We start from the raw sequence: 25,578 nt of genomic DNA on the forward strand, positions 1-25,578 counted from the left end.
CCGCCGCCCTTCCACGGCCTACGCCGTTTAAAGTTAAAGGCTGCAGCGGACATGAGAGCGGGTGCTCATGGCGCAGGAACCTAGCCAGCCCCCGTTGGAATACAAGTGACAGAGCGGTTTTCCGCAGTACGCGCTTGGCGGTTTGGCGCGTCTTTGCCGAAAGCCGCTATCACAGCGGCTTTCGGGGAACTTTTCAGGGGCGCAGCATAGGGCCCGCGCGGGGTTACAGCCCCTTTGCGCGGTAGCTGGCGGCGACCTTGCCGATGCTGACCAGATAGGCGGCGGTGCGCAGGTCTTCGACATCGTCGCGGCTGTGCCAGACTTCCGCCATTGACCGGTAGGCGTCGCTCATCGTGTCGTAAAGACCGGAGCGGACCAGCTCAAGCTCCCCGGCGCCCCGCAGGTATTTATCCTTGAAGTTCGGGCTTAGCTGCCAGCCGACACCGCTATCGGCGCTCAGACGTTCCAGCTCGTCCACCAACAGCTGGTGGCGGCTTTCCTCGTTGCGGCGCTGCATACGGCCAAAACGGATGTGGCTCAGGTTCTTGACCCATTCGAAATAGGACACCGTCACACCGCCGGCATTGGCATACATGTCAGGGATGATCACGACGCCTTTTGCACGCAGGATATCATCGGCACCGGCGGTTACGGGGCCGTTGGCGGCTTCGACGATCAGCGGAGCCTTGATGTTTTGCGCGTTGGTCAGGTTAATTACCCCTTCCAGCGCCGCAGGGATCAGGATGTCACAGTCCGCTTCCAGCAGCTTGGCACCGTCTTCTTCAAGGGGCGCATCTGGATAGCCCTTGATCGTGCCGTGCATGGAAATCCAGCGGTGCACCTCTTCCACATCAAGACCACGGTCATCGAACAAAGCGCCGTCGCGTTCAATGATCGCGGTGATCTTGCAGCCATCCTCTTCGCTCAGGAACTTGGCGGCGTGGTAGCCCACATTGCCCAAGCCCTGCACCACGACGCGTTTACCGTCCAGCTCACCGCCCAGACCAGCCTTTTCCATCCCCTTGGTGTCGCGGAAGAAAGCGTGCAGCGCATATTGCACGCCGCGGCCTGTCGCCTCGGTGCGGCCATGGATGCCGCCCGCGTTGATCGGCTTGCCCGTCACACAGGCTACCCCGTTGATATCCGTGGTGTTCATGCGCTTGTACTGATCCGCGATCCAGGCCATCTCGCGCTCGCCCGTGCCCATGTCGGGGGCGGGAACGTTTTGCGCGGGGTTGATCATATCGCGCTTGATCAGCTCGTATGCGAAACGGCGGGTGATCAGTTCCAGCTCGTGTTCATCATAGTCGCGCGGATCAATGCACAGCCCACCTTTGGAGCCCCCGAACGGCGCTTCGACCAGCGCGCATTTATAGGTCATCAACGCCGCCAGCGCCTCTACCTCGTTCTGGTTCACGCCGGGGCTGTACCGGATGCCGCCCTTGACCGGCTCCATATGCTCGGAATGGACCGAGCGATAGCCGGTAAAGGTCTGGATACCGCCGCGCAGGCGCACGCCGAAACGCACCGTGTAGGTCGCGTTGCACACGCGAATCTTCTCTTCCAGACCCGGCGACAGGTCCATCAGGGCCACCGCCCGGTTAAACATGATGTCGACGCTATCGCGAAAGCTCGGTTCGGTTCCGGGGTTCATTCTACGCTCCTAAATTGGCTCTGCGACCCTGATACGGGCCGGTTCATCGCCTCGCCTTTTGAACATGGCACCTGCGTCAAGCAAAGCTGTAAATCACCATATTTCGAAGTTTTCGCACAAATTTTAATCAGTTTGAAAACTTATCACCCAAAGCGAGTAGTCACGGCACACAAGACAATCCCTGCGCGAAGTTTCCTGACAGAGGACAGTCCGGCTGCCCGGGCGGGATCTGCCCCGAAAACGGCATGAGTATACACTTTTTTAAACGTATTTCGCCCTATTTCGGCCAACTTCACCCCGCATATCTGCTGGCAACGCCGATCCGCCCGAAATGCGTCTGTCGCATGGGTCGCACGAATAAGGACATGGAAATGCCGGTGAACGATACAGTGAGTAAATGGGTAACCCTCCCCCTGCGCAAGCGGCTGACGCGGTTCGCCCGTGAAGACGACGGGTTGGTGACGATCCTCGCGCTTTTCATGATCATGATGATGATCGCCGTGGGTGGCATCCAGCTAGATTTCATGCGCCACGAGATGGAACGCTCGCGTCTGCAAGCTGTGTCGGACCGTGCCGTTCTGGCCGCAGCCGATCTGGATCAGATGCGTGACCCCAAAACGGTGGTGGAAGACTACTTTGCCAAATCGGGCATGACCGAGTTTCTGTCGAATGTCGTGGTGGATGACGGTCTGAACTTTCGCACCGTGACGGTCGACGCAAGCAAGGACATGGACACCCAGTTTATTGGCCGCTTTGGTTTCCCCACGCTCGAAGTGCCCGCCCATAGTCAGGCGGAAGAACGCGTTGCAAAGGTCGAAATTTCGCTCGTGCTCGATATCTCGGGTTCGATGGCCACCAATAACCGTCTGGGCGAAGTACAGAATGCCGCCGATATCTTTCTGGACACTGTGCTGAAGGACGAGAACGAAGACCTGATTTCAGTCTCTTTGGTCCCTTATTCGGAACAAGTGAACGCGGGCCCGCTGATCATGGACCGTATGAACGTGAACAGAAAGCACGACTATTCCCACTGCATTGATTTCGACAATGGTGACTTCGATTCAATCGCGATGAATAGCAGCACACGGTATAACCAGATGCAGCACTTCCAGTGGAACTACGACGGCCGCAACAACTACCGTGACGATACGGTTTGCCCGCGCTACGATTACGAGCGTATTACCCCGTTTTCACAAAACAAACGCACGTTGAAGAACCAGATTGATGATCTTGTACCGCGCGCTGGTACGTCGATCTTCCTTGGCATGAAATGGGCCGCGGCGATGCTTGATCCGGCGTTCCGGGACATCAACAACTCGCTGGTGAATGCCGGTCATGTCGACCGTGAATTCTACAACCGCCCCGCGAGCTATACCGATTCAGAAACGCTTAAGACTGTTATCCTTATGACAGATGGCGCGAATGATAACTCGTTCCGCATCAGCAATACGTACTACAACGAAGATAGCGAGTATGTTCACTGGAATAGGTACAACCTTTGGTGGTATCTACGCCGCGAGGTAAACTCGCGCTACTGGGGTTACTTCTATTATCAGAAGTACAACAAATCGCTGGGCAACACCTTGCTGTCGAATATCTGCGACGCCGCCAAAGCCAAGCGGATCGTGATCTGGTCCATCGGGTTCGAGGTCGATGACGAGGACGTGCCCGCGATGCAGGATTGCGCCTCCTCGCCCAGCCACTTCTTCCGCGTCGAAGGTGTCGAGCTTTCCGAAGCCTTCCGTGCCATCGCCCGCCAGATCAACCAGTTGAGATTGACCCAATGATCGCCCGCATTTCACAAGCGCTGCGCCGGTTCCGCCGGGGTGAGGATGGCGCAGTTGTCCTGATCGAGTTCGTGATCCTCTTTCCGGTCATCTTCGGCATGTTCCTCGCGTCGGTCGAGGTCAGCCTTTATTCCCTGCGGCAGTTCCACCTGAACCGCGGGCTGGAAACGGCAGTACGGTATATCCGGCTGAACACACGCACGACGATCACCCACGACATGATCAAGACGATGATCTGTGACAACGTGGGCTATATCGGCGACTGTAAGGATACCCTGCGCCTTGAGATGGTGCTGGTGAACCCGCGCAACTTCGCCGCGATGAACGCCTCGCCCGACTGCGTGGACAAATCCCTGCCCGTCAAACAGGAACGCGGCTTTACCCTTGGGGCGCAGCACCAGCTGATGCTGCTGCGGGCCTGCGTCAAGTTCGACCCGATGCTGCCGGGCAGCGCTATGGGCTTCAAGTTCGAAACTGATGGCGCGGGTCAGGGCAGCATGTACGCTGTATCCTCCTTTGTGCAGGAGCCAAGCTAATGGTTATCTCTTATCTCAAACGCCGTGTACTGGCGCGCTTTCTGCGTGATCAGGACGGCAGCGCCTCGATCGAAGCGGTAATCATGATGCCCATGGTCTTCTGGGTTTATCTGGCGATGTTTACCTTCTTCCAGACCTATCAGGAATATTACACCAACCAGAAAGCGGCCTATACCATCGGCGATATGATCTCGCGCGAGACGCTGCCGATGGACACTGCCTATATGGACGGCATTCAGGATCTGCTGGATTATATGACCCGTTCCTCGGGTGAAACGACAGTGCGCATCACCTCGGCGAAATACGATCAGAAGAACAAACGCTTCCTGCTGCACTGGTCCCGCGCCCGCGGCAGCCTGAGCGACGCGACCCAAGCGGATGTGACCGGCTGGACGGATAAAATCCCGGAACTGGAGGATGGTGAATATATCACCGTCACCGAGACATGGACGTCATTTGCCCCGCCCTTCAACATCGGGCTGCCGGTGCAAGAGGTGAAGAACTTCGTCTTTACCCGCCCGCGCTACGCCCCTTGGGTGCTGTACTCGGACGGGGCGTAAAAGCTGACGATAACGACAAAAAGAAAAGGCCCGCGGCGATCTGCCTGCGGGCCTTTTGCTTAGGATCGTTCTGCCATCATGGCAGAGATGATCTCGGACATGAACTTGGTCTGACTGCCGGGGGTCATGCCGCCGACACCGATGCGCCGGCCAATCCGCCACCACAGGCCCGGCCGCCAAATGCGGTCACCGCCTGTGCCGGGCTTGGTGCGCAGTAGAAAACCGTTAGACGGCTTGAACGCAAAAACGCCGCGATCCAGCCCGATGATGTCTTCGACCCGTGCAATCACCGTACCGTCGCTGTCGCGTAATTCGGTGGCGGTCAGCTCGATCGCGCCCGCGGTTGCGCGGCGCATCTTGTCAGCCATCCAAAGCGCCAGCCCCCCCATTGCCAGCAAGAACACCTGCCAGCCCAGACCGGGCGACGAGGTGAACGCGACGTAGATCAGGAACAGCCCCAATATCCCAAGCGCCGTCAGCCCAATGGCCCGCCGCCCAGAGGAGGCACGCGTGGTGGCAAGAACTTCGTTTGGATCGTTGAATTCAGGGAGCATGGGGCGCGACTTTCGTTAAGGTCGCTTTGCCTACCGCGCCGGGCGCGCATTTGGCAAGCCCGCGCCGCGCAATCCCGCACGGCAGCCTCTGACCGCTTGGGCCAGTTGCCAGCCTATTGACCGGCCTTCGGAGGCTTTGCGCCGTCGCGTTTGCCCTTTTTGCCGCGCTTGAGCATTTCCTCGACTCGGTCGGCATAGGCTGCACGCTCGGGTGCCGACATCTGCGCCAACTCGGCCAGCCACGCGTTTTGAACGGTCTGCTGAACGGTCAGCGTGGCGTCGCGTTGCAGGTCCAGCACGCGGCGTGCCTCTGCGGGGTCGAAGGGCTCTGCGCGGATGGCGGTCAGCGCCTCTTGATACAATGCGCGGCGTGCGGCACGGCTGACGGATTTATCCTCGCGCCCCTTGCGCGCATCGGCAAAGACGGCGCGGCGGCGTTCTTCGGGCAGCGCCATGACGTAGGGCGTGCCATAGTCGCGCATGTGCCGCATCGCGCCACCATGCGGCCCGTCAAAGCGATAGGCCGCCCCCGCAACCAGCCCCAGCACCAGCAGGTTCACCCCCAGCGACAGCCCCAAGGCCCACCGCAGTGTCTTCGTGCTTTTGAATGCAAAGCCTGCCATTTTCTATCCCTCGTCCAAGTCCCAGCCGAACGCCGTCAGATCTGACGTATAGGTGTCCAGCGATGTCGCATCGGCGACGATGTAATCATCGCCGCCCGTGATAATCTGCGTCGCGACATCCGGCAGGCCGCTTGGCGGGGCGACCCCGATCCAGAACCCGACAGCCGTTGCCGTGATCAGCCCGCCCAAGGCAGGTGCGCCGCCGATGGCGCGCCAGAACCCACGCCAGCCCCCTATCGCGGGGGCGGGCTGTGCCGCCAGCGCATCGGCGATCAGCCGGTCCATCATGCCCGCAGGCATCTGCGGCGGGGTCGCCCGCGCCTGTTCGAAATGCGCCTCTAGCGTCTCTGTTTCACGTTTTGTCATCATCGTATCCCAAGGCGTCACGTCGTGCGCCCAAAAGTTTCGCCAAAGCCCTTTTGCCCCGTGCGGTCAGGCTTTCAACCGCTTCGACCCCGACATCCAGAATGGTCGCGATCTCGGGGTTCGCCAACCCGTCTATGTGGCGCAGCACCACCGCCTGCCGCTGCCGCTCGGGCAATCTGTCCAGCGCCGCTTGCAAGGCATCCTCGCGCGCCGTGCGCTGCAGCCGAGCCTCGGCGCTCTCCGCCGGATCGGTGGGTTCCGCGATGTCCTCAAGCGGGACACCACGGCCGCGTTTGCGCAGGCGGTCGGTGCACAGGTTGGCGGTCACACGGTACAGCCAGGTGGTCACCTTCGCTTCGCCATCGCGCCAGTCCGGAGCGATCTTCCACAGGCGCATCAGCGCGTCTTGCGTCACGTCTTCAGCCTCGGCCGCGTTGCCCAGAATGCGGAAGGCGTGACCAAAGATGCGCGGTGTCAACTGGAGCGTCAACAGCCGTGCCGCCGCCGCATCCCCCTGCACATAGCGGTGCAGCAAGGCGCGTTCGGGATCATCCACCCCGTCGGCATCCGTCGTATCGTGCATATCCATCAAACCGGAGGTAGCCTTTGCGGGCGCGCCGTTCAAGCACGCCCGCATGCTTGCCTTATTCCGTTGCAGCCGCGTCGCCGTCATCGGACTTGTCGTGCTTCATGTGTTTGCCGGGTTTGCCGTGCCCGTCCTTGCCGTCATGACCACCGCGTTTGCCGTGATGCTTGCCACCCATACGAGCTTTGGCGAACTCTTCCGCGCTCAGCGATCCGTTCTTGTCGGTGTCCAGCTTCTCGATCATCTGCTCGGGGCTGTGACGCCCGGCCATTTCTTCTATCGACAGCTTGCCGTCTTCATTGGCATCCATGCGCTTCATCATCTTGTCGTGGCGCTTGGCCATCCGGTCGCCTTTGCCTTTGCCCATGGCTTCAAGCTCGGTCGCGGAAAGCGACCCGTTGCCGTCGGTGTCCAGCTTCTCCAGCATGCGCTGGCTGCGCTCGGCGTGGCGTGCCTTGGCTGCGGCGGCCAGTTCATCCTGTGTCAGGAAGCCGTCGCCGTCCGCGTCAGCAGCAGCGAAACGTGCCGCGGCATGGGCTTTCATTTCTTCGGCAGTGACTTCACCGTTCATATCGGTGTCCAACTGGACAAAGTGGCTTTGCTTGCCGCCCTCTGCCTTATCCGCATTCTGCGCGACCAGTGTCGTGCCGCCCAATGCGATCAACCCGCTCAAGAGTGCGATCTGAAGATTTGCTCGTTTTGTCATCTGTTTCTTCCTTTGGTGATCTATCTAACGCCCGCCGTTTTCAGCGTGGCGATACCGGTTCAAACGACAGCCGCCCGTCATTCCGTCGCAGAAAATGTGAAAAAGTTTTGAGCACCCCTGCGCGGGCTTTGCGACATGGCGACGCAACTGCCCCGAGATCCCTTTATTTCGCGGCGTTTTGGCCGCATGTAGGATGGGAACAAGGAAGCCCAGATGACTGACCAGACCGTAAATATGCCTCACGTAGACACAGATGAACGCAGCATGAAGAAATCCCTGCTGCGCGGCTGGCGGCGTAAATGCCCCAACTGCGGGGCCGGTCCGATGCTGAAAAGCTATCTGAAGGTCAATGATACCTGCACCGTCTGCGGCCAAGAACTGTTCCACCACCGCGCCGATGATGGGCCCGCCTATCTGACGATCCTGCTTGTCGGGCACCTGCTGGCGCCGGGGCTGCACATCGCCTTTGTGGTCTGGCGCCCCGAGCCGCTGACGTTGTTTACAATCTTTTCGGTTGGCTGCGTCGGATTGTCCCTCTACCTTCTGCCCAGACTGAAAGGAGCCATGATCGGCTTCCAATGGGCAAAGCGTATGGGCGGGTTCGGCAGCACCAGCTGACCGGCACCCCAAAAGCCCCGCTAGAACAACAGGATATGGGGCAAGGCGATGACCATCGATAAAAGTAAAATCCGCAACGCAGCCACGGTGATCGTGATCCGCGACCGGCATACCGCGCCGCGGATCCTGATGGGGCAGCGTGGTGCGACGGCAGCCTTTATGCCCAATAAATTCGTCTTTCCGGGCGGCGCGGTCGATCTGGGCGATGCGCAGGTGCCGCTGGCCAGCATGGTGGATGAAACCTGCCAGAACCGTCTGGCCGAAGACGCCGATGGCAGCCTTGCACATGCCTTGGTGGTGGCCGCGATCCGCGAGCTTTGGGAAGAGACCGGCCTGATCCTTGGCCAGAAAGGCGCATGGGAGGGCACGCCCCCTGCCGATTGGCTGACCTTTGCACAGCGCGGCTATCTGCCCCACGCGGCCCCGCTGCAATTTGTTTTCCGCGCGCTGACGCCTCCCGGCCGTCCACGCCGCTTTGATGCGCGTTTCTTTCTGGTCGATGCCGAGGATATCGCCACCGATCTGGACAATTTCGACGACGCCTGTGACGAGCTTTCGCATCTGCAATGGGTGGCCCTGTCGGACGCGCGCAAATTCGACATGCCCTTCATCACCGAGGTGGTGCTGGCCGAAGTCGAGGCCCGCGCGCGGCAGCTTGACCCGCCCGCCTCGGTCCCGTTTTTCAAGAATAACGACGAAGAAAGCCTGTTCCTGCGTTTGCGCGGGCGCCCGATGCCAAGCTAGGCGACCATCACCAGCATCAGGATCGACGCGATCAGCACCGCCATGCCTGCCGCCTCTCGGGGGCTGATTTTCTCGCGGAAGAACAGGGTGGAGGCCGCGACGCTCAGGATCAGCTCTACCTGACCAAGGGCTTTGACATAGGCTGCGTTCTGCAAGGTGAAGGCGATGAACCAGCACAGCGATCCGCCCATCGAGGTCAGCCCGATCCAGACCGCGACCCGGCGCGCGCGCCAGACATCGCGGATCTGCCCCGGTTCGCGCAGCCGCAGGTACACCGCCATGATCAGCGATTGCATCGTCACCACCGCCGCAAGGGTCACGCCTGCGCGCAGCACCGGCAGATCGGTCTGCACCGCCAGCGACGCCCCGCGGTAGGACACGGCCGACACCGCGAAAAGCGCGCCTGACGCGATCCCCAGCCCCGCCGCGCGATTGCGCAGGTCGCGCAGGTGAAACCCCTTGGCCTCTGCCCCGCCGGACAGCAGAAACAACCCTACCACGCCAAGGGCAATCGCGGCGAAACCGGTGGCGCTGACGCCTTCGCCCAGAATGATCCAACCCACCAGCACCGTCAGGATGACTTCGGTCTTCTTGAAGGTGATGCCCACGGCAAAGTTGCGCTGTTTGAACAGTAGCACCACACAGACCGTCGCAAGTATCTGCGCCGTGCCGCCGACCAACCCATGCGCCCAGAACCCCGACCCAAGCGGCGGCAGTGGTGTCGCGCTGAGCGCCAGATAGGCCGCGAGCCCCAGTAGGATGAAGGGCGCGGAATACAGAAACCGCGAGAACGTCGCCCCCGCCGCCGACAGGGTCGCCGTGGCGAGGTATTTTTGCAGCATGAACCGCCCGGTCTGAAAGACCGCCGCGGCCAGCGTCACGAGGATCCACAGGTCCGGCAGCGTGTCAGCCATGGGCGCGGACCCCGATCACCGTGGCGCGCCCATCATGCGGTTCGATAACGTGACTTCTAAGTGCTTGGTCATTGTCGTATCCTCAGCTGGTCCGTGTCATAGCCGTTAAAGTCCAATATCTCGCGCGCTGCCGCGATCCGGTCCGCGCCGCCGCTGGCGCTGCGGTCAAGGATCCAGCCAAAGTCGCCAGCGGGATTGCCGACCACCGCGGTGCGGAACCCTTCGTCGACCCAAAGCACCCAAAGCGTGCGCGTGCTGCCATCGGGGCGCGACAGCGCATAGCGCCCCTGCCCCTGCTGCTGCGCCAGCCACAGCGTCCCGCCGTCGCCACAGCCGACCTGTGTGCACAGCTGGAACGCGGGGCCCTTCGTCGTCTCGACCAAGGCCACCTGCGCCACGCCGTCGCCAAAGCTGTCGCGGACCAGCCACGCCCCTTTGAAGCGCGCCGCGTCATAGCGGCTGGTCGCGCCAATCAGCGCTTTGCTATCCCGCAGGCCTTGTGCCGTTTCGGGTGCGGGTCCGGCGCATCCAGCCAAGACCGCCAGCCAAAATAGCGCGCGCTTCATGCCGCATCCCGTTTAGTCAAGACACACTGTGCTGGGGCGATGACCTGTGCGCCTATATTGCCGATTATCGTGACCGCACAGGTGATGAATACGTCCTTGTTCATGGTGAGAGGCATCAGAATCTCCTTGGGGTCAGGGCCGGCGTGGCGTTTGAAGGGTCAGAACGGCATCGGATGCGCTTTATGCGCGGCATCCAGATCTGCCATCACCTCGTCATCCAGATGCAGGTCGATCCCGCCGAGGATCACCTCGAGCTGGTCAAGCGAGGTCGCGCCGAAGATCACCGAGGTCATGAAGGGCCGCTGGCGCGTGAAGGCCAGGGACATCTGCACCGGATCCAGCCCGTGTTTCTGCGCGATCTGCAGATAGGCGTCCACCGCATCAAACACGCGGTCCGTCTTGCGCCCGCCCAGATCCTCGTTGATCGCCATGCGCGATCCTTCGGGTAACACGCCGTTCTGGTATTTGCCGGTCAGCAGCCCCGTAGCAAGCGGAGAATACGACAGCATCCCGATATCTTCGTTGTGGCATGTTTCGGCCACGTCGGTATCAGCGATGCGTGCCAGCAGCGAATATTCGTTCTGGACCGAAACGGCACGCGGGCCGCCCGTGCGTTCGGCGGCATTCACCCATTGGGTCAGCCCCCAAGCGCTTTCGTTGCTCAACCCGAAGGCACGGATGGTGCCGCGAGTCACCTCGTCTTGCAGCGCGCCAAGGCAGTCTTCCATATGCGCCATCGTCTCGGCACGGTTCTGCGACGAGGGGTCATACTCCCAGTTCTTGCGGAACATGTAGCTGCCGCGATTGGGCCAGTGGAACTGGTAGAGATCGACGTAATCGGTGTTGAGCCGCTTCAGCGATCCTTCAAGCGTGCTGCGGATCGTATCGGGCGAAATCCCCGCGCCGTCACGCACCGGAGCCCCGGCGCCTGAGTGCTTCGTCGCCAGCACAAAATCATCGCGCCGTCCGGTCTTGGCGATCCACTGACCGATGATCTCTTCAGTGCGGCCAATGGTTTCCGCCTTGATCGGGTTAACCGGATACATCTCGGCGGTGTCGATAAAGTTGATCCCCGCATCAAGGGCGCGTTCAATCTGCGCATGGCCTTCCTCTGGGGTGTTTTGCGTGCCCCAAGTCATTGAACCCAGACAGAAATCAGTCACTTCGATACCTGTGTGACCCAGCGTGTTCTTTTGCATTGGAATTCCTCGTTTAGATTTGCGCCTACCCTTTCTGTTCCGCCACGTCACCGCAAGCGCATTTTCCGGGCCGCCCCGCCGTGCAAAAGCCGAAGGGTGAAAATTTTCGCGTGACTGTCGCTTTGGCCATTGGTCTTGTCCGAAAATGGGCACAGAGTACCACGATATGCGCCTTCTCATTTCCTTCGCCGCCCTGTTTCTTTCCGTCATTCTGCTGCAACTGTCGTCAGGCGGTGTGGGGCCGTTGGACGTGCTGTCGGGCACGCAACTGGGGTTCACCAACCAGCAGATCGGTCTTTTGGGCTCGGCGCATTTCGTCGGCTTTTTTCTGGGCTGCTGGGGCGCGCCGCGCCTTTTGGGCACTGTCGGGCACAGCCGCGCCTTCGCCGCCTTTACCGCTGCGGGCGCGATTGGGCTGCTGTCGCATATGATGGTGCTGGACCCCTATGCCTGGGCGCTCATGCGGGTCGCGTCCGGGTTCTGCGTCGCCGGATGCTATACTGTGGTCGAAGCATGGTTGCAGGCCAAGGTCACGAACGAGACGCGGGGCCGCACCATGGGGGCCTACCGTGTGGTGGATACCAGCGGGTCATTGGCAGCGCAGATGATCATTGGCGTGCTCGCGCCTGCGTCCTACGTGTCCTACAACCTGTTGGCGATCCTGTGCTGTGCCGCGCTGATCCCGCTGGTGCTGACCCGCCTGCCCCAACCCGAAACCCCCGAAAAAGGGCGGCTGCGCCCCAAGCTCGCGATTGATAGATCCCCGCTGGCCGTCGCCGCCGTGGTTGTCGCGGCACTGTCCAGCGCGTCCTTCCGGATGGTCGGGCCGATCTATGGGCAAGAGGTCGGGCTGACCGCCGGTCAGATCGCATGGTTCCTGTCGGCTTTCGTACTGGGGGGCGCGCTGGCGCAGTTCCCCGTCGGCTGGCTGGCCGATAAATTCGACCGCCGCTGGGTGCTGATCTGGCTGTCGGCTGCATCAATGCTTAGCTGTGCGGTCACCGTGATGTCGGCGGGCATGGGTACGCAGGCGATCTTTCTTGCCGCGACCTTCTTTGGCCTCACGACCTTTCCGATCTATTCCGTCGCGGCGTCCCACGCCCATGACTTTGCCAGCAGCTCGGAACGGGTAGAGCTTTCGGCGGCGCTGATGTTCTGGTTCGCGGTCGGGGCGATCTTTGCCCCCTACATCGCCTCGGTGCTGATCGAAGGCTTTGGCCCCGCGGCGCTGTTTACCATGATCTCGGTCGGGCACGGGGTGCTGGTGCTTTTTGGACTAACGCGGATGCGCGCCCGCCCTACGGCTACAAAACGCACCCCCTATGTCTATGCGCCGCGCACATCCTTTACCATCGGTCGCCTGATGCGCCGCAGCCGCGAACGCGACGCCCCCTAGCCCTTGCCCCGCCGCTGCGCTAGAGACGTGCAAAAGCAGTTTCGGGGTCCAAGTCATGACGCGCCACCTTATCACCTCCGCCATTCCGTACATCAACGGGATCAAACATCTGGGCAACCTTGTTGGCAGCCAGCTGCCCGCCGATCTATACGCCCGCTATCAGCGCGGGCGCGGCCAGGAGGTGTTGTTTCTCTGCGCGACGGATGAACATGGTACGCCCGCTGAACTGGCTGCTGCCAAAGCAGGTAAACCGGTGGCGGAATACTGCGCCGAGATGCACGAGGTTCAGGCCCGCATCGCAGAAGGCTTCGGCCTGTCCTTCGATCACTTTGGCCGGTCCTCAAGTGCGCAGAACAAGGCGCTGACCCAACATTTTGCCGCAGCACTTTATGATCAGGGCCTGATCGAGGAAGTCGAACAGCGCCAGATCTATTCCGAGACCGACGGGCGGTTCCTGCCCGACCGCTATGTCGAAGGCACCTGCCCCAACTGCGGGTTCGAGGATGCCCGCGGCGACCAATGTGACAACTGCACCAAACAGCTAGACCCCGAAGACCTGATCAACCCGCGATCAACTGTTTCCGGTGCCACCGACCTCGAGATGCGCGCCACCAAGCATCTGTTCCTGCGTCAATCGCAGATGAAGGACAAGCTGGACGAATGGATCAACAGCAAGGCCGACTGGCCCGTGCTGACCACCTCTATCGCGAAGAAATGGCTGCATGACGGTGACGGGCTGCAGGACCGTGGTATCACGCGCGATCTGGACTGGGGTGTGCCTGTCAAACGCGGCGACGCCGATTGGCCGGGGATGGAGGGCAAGGTCTTTTATGTCTGGTTCGATGCCCCCATCGAATACATCGCCTGCGCGCAGGAATGGGTCGATGCGGGCAAAGGGTCGGATTGGGAAAGCTGGTGGCGCACCGACAAAGGCGCCGACGACGTGCGCTATACCCAGTTCATGGGCAAGGACAACGTCCCCTTCCACACGCTCAGCTTCCCTGCAACGATCATGGGTTCGCAAGAGCCGTGGAAGTTGGTCGATTACATCAAATCGTTCAACTATCTGAACTATGACGGCGGCCAGTTCTCGACCTCGCGCGGGCGTGGGGTGTTCATGGATCAGGCGCTGGAAATCCTGCCGGCGGACTACTGGCGCTGGTGGCTACTGTCCCATGCGCCCGAAACCTCGGATGCGGAGTTCACGTGGGAAAATTTCCAGTCCTCCGTGAACAAGGATCTGGCAGATGTCTTGGGCAACTTTATCAGCCGCATCACAAAATTCTGCCGCTCGAAATTCAGCGAAGACGTGCCAGCGGCGGGCGAATACGGGCCTGAAGAACACGCGCTGATCGCGGATCTGACTGAACGCGTAGCCCGCTATCAAACCGCGATGGAGGCGATGGAAGTCCGCAAATCCGCCGCCGAGCTGCGGGCGATCTGGGCTGCGGGGAACGAATACCTGCAAGCACAGGCCCCTTGGACGACCTTCAAGACAGACCCCGACAAAGCCGCGGCGCAGGTGCGTTTGGCGCTGAACCTGATCCCGCTTTACGCGGTCTTGTCTGCGCCATTCATCCCGACGGCCGCCGCCAGCATGCTTGACAGTATGAAGGTTGAAAACGCCGCATGGCCGGATGATGTGCCTGCCGCCTTGGCCCAACTGGCCCCCGGTCACACCTTCGAGGTGCCAGAGGTGCTGTTCGCGAAAATCACCGATGACCAGCGCGACGAATGGGCCGAAAAATTCGCAGGCGGGCGCAGCTGATCTGCCAAGGCTCCGCCGTCTGACCACACCGAAAACGATCAAAGGCCAGCGCACCGCGCTGGCCTTTGATTTAGCCCCACTAGATAACCCTGAACGGCGTTCAGGCCGCCAGCAACGGCAAACGGAACGCAAATGTGGTAAGACCGTCATCGCAGGTCACATCGATCTGACCGCTATGCGCCACCGCGATGGAAGATGCGATATGCAGGCCAAGCCCCAGCCCCTCGCCCTTGGTCTGGTCGCCACGTTGGTAGGGTTGGAACAGTTTCTGCTTCAGGCTCTCGGGAATTGGCGTGCCGCGGTTGGCGACTGAGATCACGGCCTCCGCCCCGCTGACGCGCCCGCGTACTGCGACCTCGCTGCCGTCATCGGCATAGCGCACCGCGTTCGATAACAGATTCGACACCGCTTGTGCCACGCGCGCGGCATCGCAGCTGACGGGGCGGTCAAAGTCCAGATCGACGGTGATCTTGTGATCGGGTGCTGCGGCGCGCACCTCTTCGACCACGTGGTTCAACGCATCCTCCAGCCCCGCGTCCGGCGTGGCCGAGATGCGGATACCGCCGCCCAACCGCGATTTAGCGTGCAGCATGATATTGTCGATAAGCTCGCTCATCCGGTGGATAGAGGTCCCCATCAGCGGCAGAATTTTCCGCGCCTTATCTGACAGCGGCTCCTTGTCGAGCTGGCGCACACCTGCGTTCAGCGCGGCGACCGAATTGCGCAGGTCGTGACCCAAGACGGCAACGAACTCCTCTTGCACCGCGGCCATCTGGCGTTCGTGCTCTACCAGTCGCTCCTGCGCCTCAAGCCGCTCTTCGGTTTCCAGACTGCGCCCGATGATATCGGCAAACATCTCGAGCATGGCCACAACGCGGGGGTGTTTGACGTCGCGCGGTTCGGTATCAATCGCGCAGAGGGTGCCAAAGAACGACCCGTTGCTGCGGAAGATCGGGATGGAGGCATAGCTGACGATGCCGAATTGAGCGGCAATCGGATGGTTCCGATAGACATCATCCGTGGCGACATCGTTGAACATCACCTTCTCGGAGGTCTCGCGCACCGATTGGCAGAAAGTCTGGTCGATCCCGATCTCGTCACCTTCAGACAAGCCAAAGTTCACCTCGTCCACCGTGCGACAGGCGACCCAGCGATCGGTCGTCACCCGCGCCACAGCAGCAAAGCGCATATCCGTGGCCAGCATTACCGTTTCCAGCAACGTCCCCACAGTTTCGCTTGCCGCGAGCATTTCGATATCTGACTGGAAATCATGCGCACCGGCCAGATAGGCCTCATGATCCTGAATGATCGCGCGCATATTTGTTTCGTCGTCCACCCGATATCCCCCATTTGTTTCGCATCCGCTACCATATGCACAGCCAAGAGCAACGACAATGCCGTGATTATCGCCCTGTCACGCTTTTCGGAGACTGAATTTAAGTGGAGGGATGAGTGGTGCGGGCGGTGGGACTCGAACCCACACGGGCACAAGGCCCAACAGATTTTAAGTCTGGTATGTCTACCATTCCATCACGCCCGCAGTGCCGCGCACAATAGCTAGGTTGCGGGCGGTGTAAATGGTCAGATGCAGGGCAGCCGGCATCAAAATCACGATTGGCCCCGCGCGCCTTCGCGGCTTACGCCATGTCCGCGAGCATGATTTCCTTGACCGCTTCCATCGCCACATAGGTAGAGGTGTTGGCGACATAAGGCAGCGTGGTCACCGTTTCGCCCAGAAAACGACGGTAGGCGGCCATGTCACGGGTGCGCACCTTAAGCAGGTAATCAAAGTTCCCTGCGATCATATGGGCCTGTTCAATTTCTGGCACACGGGACACGGCCTCGTTAAAGGCGCGCAGAGCGACCTCGCGGGTGTCTTCCAAACGGACCTCTACGAAAGCCACGTGATCCAGCCCCAGACGGATCGGGTCCAACAGGGCGCGATAGCCCAGAATGACGCCGCTATCCTCAAGCCGTCTTAGCCGCGCTTGGGTGGGGGATTTGGACAGCCCGATCCGTTTGGCGAGGTCAGTGATGCTGATGCGCCCGTCTTCGGCCAGTACCGTCAGAATCGCCGCATCGAAGCGGTCCATTTTAAAGTCGTCGTTTGTCACGCAAGAGGCCCAATAATAAAGCGGTTTACCCACCAAACTGGCCGGAATCAGGAACTAATACTACTATTCCCGAGCTATTCTAGCGCAATTATCAGTTGGAGTACCTCATGGCACGCGATTCTTCCCCTATTTTGCGCCACCAGATTGACGCAGGCACCTACACCGACCAAGACAACGTCTTGCGTGAACTGGTGCGCAATGCGCATCTGTCGCCAGAGGAACGGGTCAAGATCACGCAAGACGCGGCACAGATCGTGCGCGATATCCGCGGCCATACCTCCCCCGGTATCATGGAAGTGTTTCTGGCCGAATACGGTCTGTCCACCGACGAAGGTGTCGCGCTGATGTGCCTTGCCGAAGCGCTGCTGCGTGTGCCCGACGCCGAGACCATCGACGCGCTGATCGAGGACAAGATCGCGCCCTCTGACTGGGGCCGCCATATGGGGCACTCCACCTCGCCGTTGGTGAACGCGTCGACATGGGCTCTGATGCTGACCGGTCGCGTGTTGGACGATGACCAACCCGGCCCCGTGCGCCACCTGCGCGCAGCCATCAAACGTCTGGGCGAACCGGTGATCCGCACCGCCGTCAGCCGCGCGATGAAGGAAATGGGCCGCCAGTTTGTTCTGGGCGAGAACATCAACGCCGCGATGGAACGCGCCAAGGGCATGGAGAAGAAGGGCTATACCTATAGCTATGACATGCTGGGCGAAGCCGCGCGCACCGAAAGCGACGCCAAACGCTATCACCTGAGCTACAGCCGCGCGATCTCTGCCATCGCGACGGCCTGCGTGCACAAGGACAGCCGCAAGAACCCCGGCATCTCGGTCAAGCTGTCGGCCCTGCATCCGCGTTATGAGGTCGCGCAAGAAGCATCCGTCATGCGTGATCTGGTGCCGCGTCTGCGGGCGCTTGCCTTGCTGGCGAAATCCGCCGGCATGGGGCTGAACGTCGACGCCGAGGAAGCCGACCGTCTGGGCCTGTCGTTGGATGTGATCGAAAAAGTGCTCTCCGAACCTGCGCTGTCCGGTTGGGATGGTTTCGGCATCGTGGTGCAGGCCTATGGCCCCCGCGCTGGTGTGGTGATCGATGCGCTGTATGACATGGCGATCCGTCATGATCGCAAGATAATGGTCCGCTTGGTGAAAGGCGCCTACTGGGACACCGAGATCAAACGCGCACAGGTCAAAGGTGTCGAAGGTTTCCCCGTCTTCACCCAAAAAGCCGCGACCGATGTGTCCTATATCGCCAACGCGCGCAAACTGCTGAACATGACCGACCGGATCTATCCGCAGTTCGCCACACATAACGCGCATACGGTCGCCGCCGTACTGCATATGGCCGAGGATAAAGAGAAGTTCGAATTCCAACGTCTGCACGGCATGGGCGAAACTCTTCATAACATCGTGATGGACAAGCATGGCACCCATTGTCGCGTCTACGCCCCCGTGGGCGCACATGCCGATCTGCTGGCCTATCTTGTGCGACGCCTGTTGGAAAACGGCGCAAACTCAAGCTTTGTGAACCAGATCGTCGACGAAGACGTCGCCCCCGAGGTCGTCGCTGCCGACCCCTTCGACAGCCTCGCGGAAAGCGGTTTGCACATCCCCACCGGGCCCGAGCTTTATGCCCCTGCGCGCGTGAACTCGATGGGATTCGATCTGATGCATACGCCGACGCTGGACGTGATCGAATCCGCCCGCGCGCCGTGGAAAGCCCACCGTTGGGCCGCCGTGCCCCTGTTGAACGGCGAGGCAAAGCCCAAGAAATCGGCACGCCTGATGAACCCTGCTGCCTCTGGCCGCAGCCCCGGCACCGTGCGCAACGCGTCCGAGGCTGACGTCGCCAAAGCGTTGGACAATGCCGCCGTCTGGGACGCCCCGCTAGAGGAACGCCGCGAGGTCCTGTTGCGCGCAGCCGATATGCTGGAATCGCACTACGGCGAGATTTTCGCCCTGCTGTCGCGCGAGGCCGGCAAAGGCCTGCCCGACTGCGTCGCAGAACTGCGCGAGGCGGTGGATTTCCTGCGCTACTACGCACAGCAGGCGACCAACACGCCCCCCGCCGGCATTTTCACCTGCATCTCGCCGTGGAACTTCCCGCTGGCGATTTTCTGCGGGCAGGTTAGCGCGGCACTGGCTGCGGGCAATGCGGTGCTGGCCAAGCCGGCGGAACAGACCCCGCTGATCGCTTTCCTTGCCGTGACCTTGCTGCATGATGCCGGCGTGCCCCGTCACGCCTTGCAACTGCTGCCCGGCGGTGGCGAGGTCGGCGCGGCGCTGACCTCGGACAAACGGATCAACGGTGTGGCCTTCACCGGATCTACCGCCACAGCGCTGCGCATCCGGTCCGCGATGGCTGAACATTGTGACCCCGGTGCGATCCTGATCGCGGAAACGGGGGGGCTGAACGCCATGATCGTCGACAGCACCGCCCTGCCCGAACAGGCCGTGCAATCGGTTGTCGAAAGCGCGTTCCAATCTGCCGGGCAACGCTGCTCTGCCCTGCGCTGCCTCTATATCCAGGAAGACATCGCCGAAGATGTGATCGAGATGCTGGAAGGCGCGATGGACGCGCTGGTCATGGGCAACCCTTGGGACATCTCGACCGACGTGGGCCCCGTGATCGACGAGACCGCGCAAAAAGGCATCGCCGAGCATATCGAGACCGCCCGCGCCGAGGGCCGGATCATCGCCGAGCTGACCGCCCCCACCGTCGGCACTTTCATCGCGCCGACAATGATCCGCGTGAACGGGATCGCGGATCTGGAGCGCGAGATTTTCGGCCCCGTCCTACACATCGCCACGTTCAAGGCGACCGAGCTCGACAAGGTCATCGACGCGATCAATGCCACGGGCTACGGGCTGACCTTCGGGCTGCACACCCGCATCGATGACCGGGTGCAGCATGTCTCTGAACGGATCGAGGCGGGCAATATATACGTCAACCGCAACCAGATCGGCGCGATCGTCGGCAGCCAGCCCTTCGGCGGCGAAGGCCTGTCAGGTACAGGTCCGAAAGCGGGCGGTCCGAACTACCTCCCCCGTTTCAGCGCGCCTGACCTCAAGGTGGTGGAGGACACATGGGACAGCACGCAGAAAGACCTGCCCAAGCTGCCCGGCCACAGTGGGGCCTTCCTTGAAACCATCACGCTGCCGGGGCCTACGGGCGAATCCAACCGGCTCAGCACCCTGCCGCGTCCGGCGCTCTTGTGCATGGGGCCGGGCAAGGACACCGCAGCCGAGCAAGCCCGCGCGGTCACGGCCCTTGGCGGGAATGCGGTGGAGCTGTCGGGCAGCATCGACGCGACCGCGCTGACCGATGGGCCAGCCTATGGTGGTGTGCTCTGGTGGGGTGACGAGGCGACCGCGCGCAAACTGGAACAAGCCCTGTCTGAACGCGACGGGCCGATCATCCCGCTGCTGCGCGGGCTTCCAGATACCGCCCGCGTCCGCGCCGAACGCCATGTCTGCGTCGACACCACCGCCTCTGGCGGGAACGCGCAGCTGTTGGGGGCTGCCGGCTGATCTGCCACATGGGCGGGCGTTCCGACGCCCGCCCTTGACCACACCCGCGCAATGGCTAAGGGTCAGCCCATGTTCCCCATTCGCGATCACAACCCGTCCGGCCGCACGCCCTATGTCACCTATCTGCTGATGGCGGTGAACATCGGCGTTTTCCTCAGCTATGTCGGGCTTTTCAGCGACGACCGCGCGCTCAATATCTTCTTCTTCGACTGGGCGCTCATCCCCGGCCGCGTCACCACGGGGGATGGCTATACCGGCATCCTCACCTCGATGTTCCTGCATGGCGGCTGGATGCATCTCGCGGGTAACATGCTGTTTCTCTACATCTTTGGCGACAATATAGAGGACGAGATGGGCCACGGCTGCTATCTGCTGTTCTATCTCGCCTGCGGGCTGCTCTCGGCGCTCGCCCATGTGATCTCTGCCCCCTATTCGCCGGTCCCGACAGTCGGGGCATCGGGCGCGATTGCGGGGGTGATGGGCGGCTATCTGTTGCTTTATCCCAAAGCCAAGGTCGACATCCTGATCATCTTTATCGTGTTCTTCCGCATCTTCCCGATCCCCGCATGGATCATGCTGGGCTTGTGGCTGGGGATGCAGTTTATCGGTGGCGTCGGGGCGGACCCGACCGTGGGCGGTGTCGCCTATTGGGCGCACGCGGGCGGGTTTATCGTGGGGATGGTGCTGACCATTCCACTGTGGTTGCGCTTGGGCGGGCCGCGCTTCTGGTCGGCCACGGACGGCCACCCGCCGCACCCGCAAGCGACCTACCCCACCTCCGCCAGCCGGATCCCGAAAGTGAAACGAAAATGACCGCCAGCACCCATAGCGCGACCTGTCACTGCGGCAGCGTCACCTTGACCGCCACCCTGCCGGAAGGGCTCTCCTCTGCCACACGCTGCACCTGTTCCTTTTGCCGCCGCCGCGCGGCACCGGCGGTGACGGCGCTCACCAGCACGCTCAAGGTGACCAAAGGGGCCGAGCATCTGACGCTCTACACCTGGGGCACCCATACGGCCAAACATTATTTCTGCAAGATCTGTGGCATCTACATGTACCACCAGCGTCGTTCAGACCCCGCGCAATGCGGCGTCAATCTGGGGTGTATCGACGGGGCCGCGCCCTGGACGCAGGAACCGATCCCCTACACCGACGGTATCAACCACCCGTCAGACAAATAGCCGACGGGCGCTTCCAAATGGTTTAAATCCTCGCCGAAGGCATCCCGCCCTCGGCCACAGGATCACCCGCGTGCGATTTTTGAAAATCCGCTGAACAACGCCTCATTGGCGCAGACGATCTCACCATCGTCCAGGATGTTGCCTTCGGGGTTCAGTGGCTCGACCATGCCGCCTGCTTCGCGCACGATCAACATGCCCGCCGCCAGATCCCATTTGTTCAACCGGCGCTCCCAGTAGCCATCATAGCGACCGGCGGCCACATAGGCCAGATCCAGCGCGGCAGAGCCCCAGCGGCGCACACCGGCGCAGACCGGCAGGATGCGGCCCAGATCACGCAGGGTGTCCGGCAAATCTCCGCGACCGCCAAAGGGCAGACCGGTGGCAAAAACCGATTCAATCATCCGCGAACGGCCCGAGACACGCAAACGGCCTTCGTTCATCCAGGCACCGGTGCCTTTTTCGGCAAAGAACATCTCGTCCTTGGCGGGGTCAAAGACGACTCCCGCAACGATCTGGCCTTTATGCTCCAGCGCGATGGAAACCGCCCAATGGGGCAGACCGTGCAAAAAGTTCGTTGTCCCGTCCAGCGGATCGACGATCCAGCGGCGTGTGGGGTCTTGGCCCTCTTCCTCGCCACCCTCTTCGGCCAGCCAGCCATAGGTCGGGCGTGCGCCCATCAGCTCGGCCTTGAGCGTCTTTTCCGCCTGAATATCGGCGCGGCTGACAAAGTCGCCGGCCCCCTTCATGGACACCTGAAGGTTCTCGACCTCACGGAAATCCTTGACCAACCCGCGCCCCGCCCGGCGGGCCGCCTTGATCATGATGTTTAGATTTGCACTGCCAACCATATTTCCGTGTCCTTTGATGGATCAGGCCGTGCGTATAAGCCCCCATGCCGCATTTGCCAAGGGGGCAGCGGCATCTGACGCAACGTGGCGCGCGCGGTTGCCTTGCTTGCCTTCGATTTCCATATAACGTGCCAGAAACATTGCTAAGGAGGAAAGCAAAATGTCCGACCAGATGAAACGAATTGTGCTTGCGTCGCGCCCTGACGGGGCCCCGACCGCCGATAACTTCCGCCTTGAAGAAGGGCCCGTGCCCACCCCTGGCGACGGCGAAGTGCTGGTCCGCGTGAAATACATGTCGCTTGACCCCTATATGCGTGGCCGCATGGACGACGCGAAATCCTATGCGGCCCCGGTGCCTGTCGGCGGCACGATGGAGGGCGGTTCGGTCGGGGAGGTCATCGCCTCCAACAGCCCCGACTTCAAACCCGGCGATCATGCCTTCGGGATGTTGGGCTGGGCCACACATGGCGTGCTGCCAGCGAACCAACTGCGCAAGGTCGATCCGGATCAGGTGTCGATCACCACGTCGCTTGGTGTTCTGGGCATGCCCGGATTTACCGGCTGGCAAGGTTTGATGGAATATGGTCGCCCGAAGGAGGGTGAAACACTCGTCGTCGCAGCGGCAACGGGTCCGGTCGGGTCGATGGTCGGCCAGATCGCCAAGTCGCACGGGTTGCGCGTCGTGGGCATTGCGGGCGGCACGGACAAATGCGCCATGGCCAAGGACCACTTTGGCTTTGACGAATGCATCGACCACCGCGCTTATGACGACGCGAAATCCCTGCGCGCCGCGTTGAAAGACGCCTGCCCCAAGGGGATCGACATTTATTTTGAAAACGTCGGTGGCAAAGTGCTTGAGGCCGTTATCCCGATGATGAACCCGCATGGGCGTATCCCGATCTGCGGTATGATCGCGTGGTATAACGCCGGTGGTCTGGGCGCTGGTGCCGCCGAAGAGGCGCTGACTGCGCCGAAATTGTGGCGCACGATCCTTGTGAACTTCCTTAGCGTGAACGGCTTCATCATCTCGAACCACTGGAACAACTTCCCCAAGTTCCTCAAGGAAGTCGCCCCCAAGGTCGCCGACGGCACCATTGCGGTGAAAGAGGACATTACCGAGGGTCTGGAAAACGCGCCACAAGCGTTCATGGACCTGCTGACCGGTGGCAACCAAGGCAAGGCCATCGTCAAGGTTGGCTAACACCCTACCGGCGGGGGCGTCCGCGCCCCTGCCCTTCATCGCATGAATGCGAGCCCCCCCCGCCCCCTTGAAAAACACCGCGACACGTGTCATATATTTTACGACACATGACGAAAAGGAGTTCAGCCATGGGTGCGACGGCCTTTCAATCCGACAGCAGTGCAATCCCCCTGATCGACGTGGATGCAGATGACGCCGTGCGTGCCTTTCATCTGCTGGGCGGGCGCAAGGTGATCAACCAGACGGTGCGCAACTCGCTTGATGCGCATGATGTGATCGTCAAAGGCATCTCCTCCAAAGCGCTGCTGCATCTGGTCGATACCGTGTCGGTGTTGTCCTCGGGCGATGCGCTGAACAAGGCGATCGGGATGAGCCTGCGCACGCTTCAGCGCAAGAAAGCCGACAAGGGCAAGGACCGTCTGTCCCCCGAACAAAGCAGCCGCGCGTGGCGCTTTGCCGAGCTGCTGGCGCAGGCGACGGACGTCTTGGGCGATCAGGACGCGGCAGAGGCATGGATGCTGGCCCCTGCCATCGGCCTTGATAACCGCCGCCCGATTGACCTGCTGTCGTCGGCAGCGGGGGCGGAAGCCGTTGAAAACGCGCTCACCCGGATGGAGTACGGGGTCTACGCTTGACCCCTTTGCCCCCGCCGCTTGGGACGGGCGAGCTGCGTTTTTGGCGGCTGGATCAAAGGCAGCATGCGCCCACATGGCACAGCGGCGAAGGGGCTTACCGCGTCGGTGGACGCTGGAACAGCAGCGGTGTGCGGGCGGTCTATACCGCGCTCGACCCTGCCACCGCGATCCTCGAGGTTGCGGTGCACAAGGGGTTCAAGGCGCTGGACACCGCGCATCACGTGCTGACATCGGGCCGTGTGATCGACCCGACGACGGTGCATATGGTGCAAGCCGCGGATGTCCCCAACCCGAACTGGCTGGTGCCCGGTGCCCATGGTGCGGGGCAAAAGGGGTTTGGCGACGCGCTGCTGCGCGATCACCTGTTTGTGCTGATCCCGTCAACGGTATCGCGGCACAGCTGGAACCTGATCTTTGACGCCCAAAAGGCAGCCGATCACTACGACGATGTGGTACAGGAAGACTTCGCGCTCGACCCGCGGCTGCACCGCTAAGGGCATCAGCGATCAGGCCCGCTGCAGTTTGCGCGCCTCTTCCCCTGCCAACCCCAAGAGCTTGGTCATAAACGGTTTCTCCAGATCATCCTCGCGCACCGCCGCATAAAGCCTGCGGGTGATGCCGTTCTCGGTCAGCGGACGGGTGACGTAATCATTGCTGTATTTCACCTCGCGCACGACCCAATCGGGCAGCACCGACACGCCCCTGTTCGACGCGACCAGCAGCAGGATCACCGCCGTCAGCTCCACCTGCCGGATCGCAAGCGGTTCGACCTTGGCGGGGATCAAGAGCTGACTGAACACATCCAGACGGGTCCGTTCCACCGGATAGGTGATCAGCGTCTCGCCCCGGAAATCCGCCGCTTCAACAAAGGGCTTCTGCGCCAAAGGATGCGTGCTGGAGGCGACAAAGACCGCCTTGTAATCAAACAGCTCGACGAATTTCACGCCCGGCAGCTCTTCGGGGTCGGAAGACACCACCAGATCGACCTCTTCGCGCAGCAAGGCAGGCAAGGCGTCGAACGCGAGACCGGGGCGGATATCCACATCCACATCGGGCCAGCTTTTGCGGAATTGTTCGAGCACGGGGAACAGCCATTCGAAACAGGCGTGACATTCGATCGCGATATGCATGCGCCCTGTGCTGCCCGCGCGCAGACCCATGAATTCGGCCTGCGCTGCTTCAAGCTGCGGCAAGACCTGCTGCGCCAGCTTGAGCAGCCGCAAGCCTGCGGGCGACAGCTTCAGCGGTTTGGACCGGCGCACGAACAGTTCCACGCCAGCCTGATCCTCCAACCCCTTTACCTGATGGGACAGGGCTGATTGGGTGATGTTCATCGTCTCTGCCGCGCGGGCCAGCCCGCCTGCTTCGTGAATCGCCTGAATGGTGCGCAGGTGACGGAACTCGATATGCATATGAGGCGTTCCTCATGTTGAAAATGAAAGTTATGAGTTTGTTTCACAACCGCATCTGTGCGACAAGAGATGAAAGCTAAAAA

The 25,578-nt window shown here is 61.3% G+C and carries 26 protein-coding genes and 1 tRNA gene; 13 read left to right on the top strand and 14 right to left on the bottom strand.

Going from position 1 to position 25,578, the window contains the following annotated elements:
* Positions 1–223: 223 nt before the first annotated feature.
* On the bottom strand, positions 224–1,654 hold the full coding sequence (locus ACNQ62_RS10465; RefSeq protein ID WP_340287762.1) for a Glu/Leu/Phe/Val family dehydrogenase: 1,431 nt from the start codon (positions 1,652–1,654) through the stop codon (positions 224–226).
* 371 nt (positions 1,655–2,025) lie between these two features.
* Here ACNQ62_RS10465 and ACNQ62_RS10470 point away from each other — a divergent pair, with 371 nt between their 5' ends.
* Genes ACNQ62_RS10470 through ACNQ62_RS10480 form a run of 3 tightly spaced genes read left to right on the top strand, consistent with a single transcriptional unit; the run spans position 2,026 to position 4,537 of the window.
* Positions 2,026–3,441: a TadE/TadG family type IV pilus assembly protein gene (locus ACNQ62_RS10470; RefSeq protein WP_348410190.1), complete on the top strand. Its 1,416-nt coding sequence runs from the start codon at positions 2,026–2,028 to the stop codon at positions 3,439–3,441.
* Complete coding sequence (locus ACNQ62_RS10475; protein WP_005849245.1) at positions 3,438–3,977, top strand: TadE/TadG family type IV pilus assembly protein; 540 nt, start codon at positions 3,438–3,440, stop codon at positions 3,975–3,977. Before ACNQ62_RS10470 ends, ACNQ62_RS10475 begins: the two co-directional genes overlap by 4 nt.
* On the top strand, positions 3,977–4,537 hold the full coding sequence (locus ACNQ62_RS10480) for a TadE/TadG family type IV pilus assembly protein (protein ID WP_074634579.1): 561 nt from the start codon (positions 3,977–3,979) through the stop codon (positions 4,535–4,537). The genes ACNQ62_RS10475 and ACNQ62_RS10480 overlap by 1 nt, the downstream gene beginning before the upstream one ends.
* A gap of 59 nt (positions 4,538–4,596) precedes the next feature.
* On the opposite strand, the gene ACNQ62_RS10485 is transcribed toward ACNQ62_RS10480, so the two are convergent.
* The 5 genes from ACNQ62_RS10485 to ACNQ62_RS10505 form a co-directional block, all read right to left on the bottom strand.
* Positions 4,597–5,091 (bottom strand): hypothetical protein, encoded by a 495-nt coding sequence (locus tag ACNQ62_RS10485; RefSeq protein ID WP_005849249.1) that lies wholly within the window; start codon positions 5,089–5,091, stop codon positions 4,597–4,599.
* A 113-nt stretch (positions 5,092–5,204) separates the two neighbouring features.
* Positions 5,205–5,714 (bottom strand): periplasmic heavy metal sensor, encoded by a 510-nt coding sequence (locus ACNQ62_RS10490; RefSeq protein ID WP_074634580.1) that lies wholly within the window; start codon positions 5,712–5,714, stop codon positions 5,205–5,207.
* A 3-nt stretch (positions 5,715–5,717) separates the two neighbouring features.
* Entirely contained in the window at positions 5,718–6,080 is a 363-nt protein-coding gene (locus tag ACNQ62_RS10495; RefSeq protein WP_235208518.1) for a hypothetical protein, read from the bottom strand.
* On the bottom strand, positions 6,067–6,669 hold the full coding sequence (locus ACNQ62_RS10500) for an RNA polymerase sigma factor (protein WP_373276847.1): 603 nt from the start codon (positions 6,667–6,669) through the stop codon (positions 6,067–6,069). The genes ACNQ62_RS10495 and ACNQ62_RS10500 overlap by 14 nt, the downstream gene beginning before the upstream one ends.
* Before the next feature lie 55 nt (positions 6,670–6,724).
* Entirely contained in the window at positions 6,725–7,372 is a 648-nt protein-coding gene (locus tag ACNQ62_RS10505) for an EF-hand domain-containing protein (protein WP_386168235.1), read from the bottom strand.
* Positions 7,373–7,585: 213 nt separating this feature from the next.
* Here ACNQ62_RS10505 and ACNQ62_RS10510 point away from each other — a divergent pair, with 213 nt between their 5' ends.
* Positions 7,586–7,990: a DUF983 domain-containing protein gene (locus ACNQ62_RS10510; RefSeq protein WP_005849256.1), complete on the top strand. Its 405-nt coding sequence runs from the start codon at positions 7,586–7,588 to the stop codon at positions 7,988–7,990.
* Positions 7,991–8,038: 48 nt separating this feature from the next.
* On the top strand, positions 8,039–8,734 hold the full coding sequence (locus ACNQ62_RS10515) for an NUDIX hydrolase (protein WP_009825059.1): 696 nt from the start codon (positions 8,039–8,041) through the stop codon (positions 8,732–8,734).
* On the opposite strand, the gene ACNQ62_RS10520 is transcribed toward ACNQ62_RS10515, so the two are convergent.
* The 3 genes from ACNQ62_RS10520 to ACNQ62_RS10530 form a co-directional block, all read right to left on the bottom strand.
* Positions 8,731–9,648: an EamA/RhaT family transporter gene (locus tag ACNQ62_RS10520; protein ID WP_418094843.1), complete on the bottom strand. Its 918-nt coding sequence runs from the start codon at positions 9,646–9,648 to the stop codon at positions 8,731–8,733. The genes ACNQ62_RS10515 and ACNQ62_RS10520 overlap by 4 nt on opposite strands.
* A 68-nt stretch (positions 9,649–9,716) precedes the next feature.
* Entirely contained in the window at positions 9,717–10,214 is a 498-nt protein-coding gene (locus ACNQ62_RS10525) for a lipocalin family protein (RefSeq protein ID WP_418094844.1), read from the bottom strand.
* A gap of 158 nt (positions 10,215–10,372) precedes the next feature.
* Positions 10,373–11,413, bottom strand: coding sequence for an aldo/keto reductase (locus ACNQ62_RS10530; RefSeq protein ID WP_418094845.1), 1,041 nt, complete (start codon positions 11,411–11,413; stop codon positions 10,373–10,375).
* A 166-nt stretch (positions 11,414–11,579) separates the two neighbouring features.
* On the opposite strand from ACNQ62_RS10530, the gene ACNQ62_RS10535 reads away from it, so the two are divergent.
* Together ACNQ62_RS10535 and metG are read left to right on the top strand one after the other, a co-directional pair.
* Positions 11,580–12,809, top strand: coding sequence for an MFS transporter (locus tag ACNQ62_RS10535; protein ID WP_005849273.1), 1,230 nt, complete (start codon positions 11,580–11,582; stop codon positions 12,807–12,809).
* A 55-nt stretch (positions 12,810–12,864) separates the two neighbouring features.
* Positions 12,865–14,577, top strand: a complete 1,713-nt coding sequence (gene metG / locus ACNQ62_RS10540) for a methionine--tRNA ligase (protein ID WP_180827941.1) — start codon at positions 12,865–12,867, stop codon at positions 14,575–14,577.
* Between the two features lie 100 nt (positions 14,578–14,677).
* On the opposite strand, the gene ACNQ62_RS10545 is transcribed toward metG, so the two are convergent.
* The 3 genes from ACNQ62_RS10545 to ACNQ62_RS10555 form a co-directional block, all read right to left on the bottom strand.
* Positions 14,678–15,913 carry a GAF domain-containing sensor histidine kinase gene (locus ACNQ62_RS10545; protein ID WP_180827942.1) on the bottom strand — a complete coding sequence of 412 codons (1,236 nt, stop codon included), beginning with the start codon at positions 15,911–15,913 and terminating at the stop codon, positions 14,678–14,680.
* Between the two features lie 117 nt (positions 15,914–16,030).
* A tRNA-Leu gene (locus ACNQ62_RS10550) sits at positions 16,031–16,117 on the bottom strand.
* Positions 16,118–16,214: 97 nt separating this feature from the next.
* Positions 16,215–16,670, bottom strand: a complete 456-nt coding sequence (locus ACNQ62_RS10555; RefSeq protein WP_005849280.1) for an Lrp/AsnC family transcriptional regulator — start codon at positions 16,668–16,670, stop codon at positions 16,215–16,217.
* 128 nt (positions 16,671–16,798) lie between these two features.
* Here ACNQ62_RS10555 and putA point away from each other — a divergent pair, with 128 nt between their 5' ends.
* From putA to ACNQ62_RS10570, 3 genes are all read left to right on the top strand, one after another.
* Positions 16,799–20,218 carry a bifunctional proline dehydrogenase/L-glutamate gamma-semialdehyde dehydrogenase PutA gene (gene putA, locus ACNQ62_RS10560; RefSeq protein ID WP_353627972.1) on the top strand — a complete coding sequence of 1,140 codons (3,420 nt, stop codon included), beginning with the start codon at positions 16,799–16,801 and terminating at the stop codon, positions 20,216–20,218.
* 69 nt (positions 20,219–20,287) lie between these two features.
* The gene (locus tag ACNQ62_RS10565; protein WP_289081221.1) at positions 20,288–21,031 is read left to right on the top strand and encodes a rhomboid family intramembrane serine protease; all 744 of its coding nucleotides are present in this window, start codon (positions 20,288–20,290) and stop codon (positions 21,029–21,031) included.
* Positions 21,028–21,399 carry a GFA family protein gene (locus tag ACNQ62_RS10570; protein ID WP_005849286.1) on the top strand — a complete coding sequence of 124 codons (372 nt, stop codon included), beginning with the start codon at positions 21,028–21,030 and terminating at the stop codon, positions 21,397–21,399. The genes ACNQ62_RS10565 and ACNQ62_RS10570 overlap by 4 nt, the downstream gene beginning before the upstream one ends.
* Before the next feature lie 62 nt (positions 21,400–21,461).
* Here ACNQ62_RS10570 and ACNQ62_RS10575 read toward each other — a convergent pair whose 3' ends face one another.
* Positions 21,462–22,247, bottom strand: a complete 786-nt coding sequence (locus tag ACNQ62_RS10575) for an inositol monophosphatase family protein (protein ID WP_005849287.1) — start codon at positions 22,245–22,247, stop codon at positions 21,462–21,464.
* Positions 22,248–22,407: 160 nt separating this feature from the next.
* Between ACNQ62_RS10575 and ACNQ62_RS10580 the strand changes: the two genes are divergently transcribed.
* The 3 genes from ACNQ62_RS10580 (at position 22,408) to ACNQ62_RS10590 (ending at position 24,577) form a co-directional block, all read left to right on the top strand.
* On the top strand, positions 22,408–23,448 hold the full coding sequence (locus ACNQ62_RS10580; protein WP_340244114.1) for an NADP-dependent oxidoreductase: 1,041 nt from the start codon (positions 22,408–22,410) through the stop codon (positions 23,446–23,448).
* A 128-nt stretch (positions 23,449–23,576) separates the two neighbouring features.
* The gene (locus tag ACNQ62_RS10585) at positions 23,577–24,083 is read left to right on the top strand and encodes an antitoxin Xre/MbcA/ParS toxin-binding domain-containing protein (RefSeq protein ID WP_005849294.1); all 507 of its coding nucleotides are present in this window, start codon (positions 23,577–23,579) and stop codon (positions 24,081–24,083) included.
* Positions 24,080–24,577, top strand: a complete 498-nt coding sequence (locus ACNQ62_RS10590) for an RES family NAD+ phosphorylase (RefSeq protein WP_005849296.1) — start codon at positions 24,080–24,082, stop codon at positions 24,575–24,577. Before ACNQ62_RS10585 ends, ACNQ62_RS10590 begins: the two co-directional genes overlap by 4 nt.
* A gap of 12 nt (positions 24,578–24,589) precedes the next feature.
* Here the strand turns inward: ACNQ62_RS10590 and ACNQ62_RS10595 are convergent, their stop codons facing one another.
* Complete coding sequence (locus tag ACNQ62_RS10595) at positions 24,590–25,495, bottom strand: LysR family transcriptional regulator (protein WP_037963802.1); 906 nt, start codon at positions 25,493–25,495, stop codon at positions 24,590–24,592.
* Positions 25,496–25,578: the final 83 nt, after the last annotated feature.

The organism is Sulfitobacter sp. SBS6, assembly GCF_048285585.1.
GTDB classification, from domain to species: Bacteria; Pseudomonadota; Alphaproteobacteria; order Rhodobacterales; family Rhodobacteraceae; genus Sulfitobacter; species Sulfitobacter pontiacus.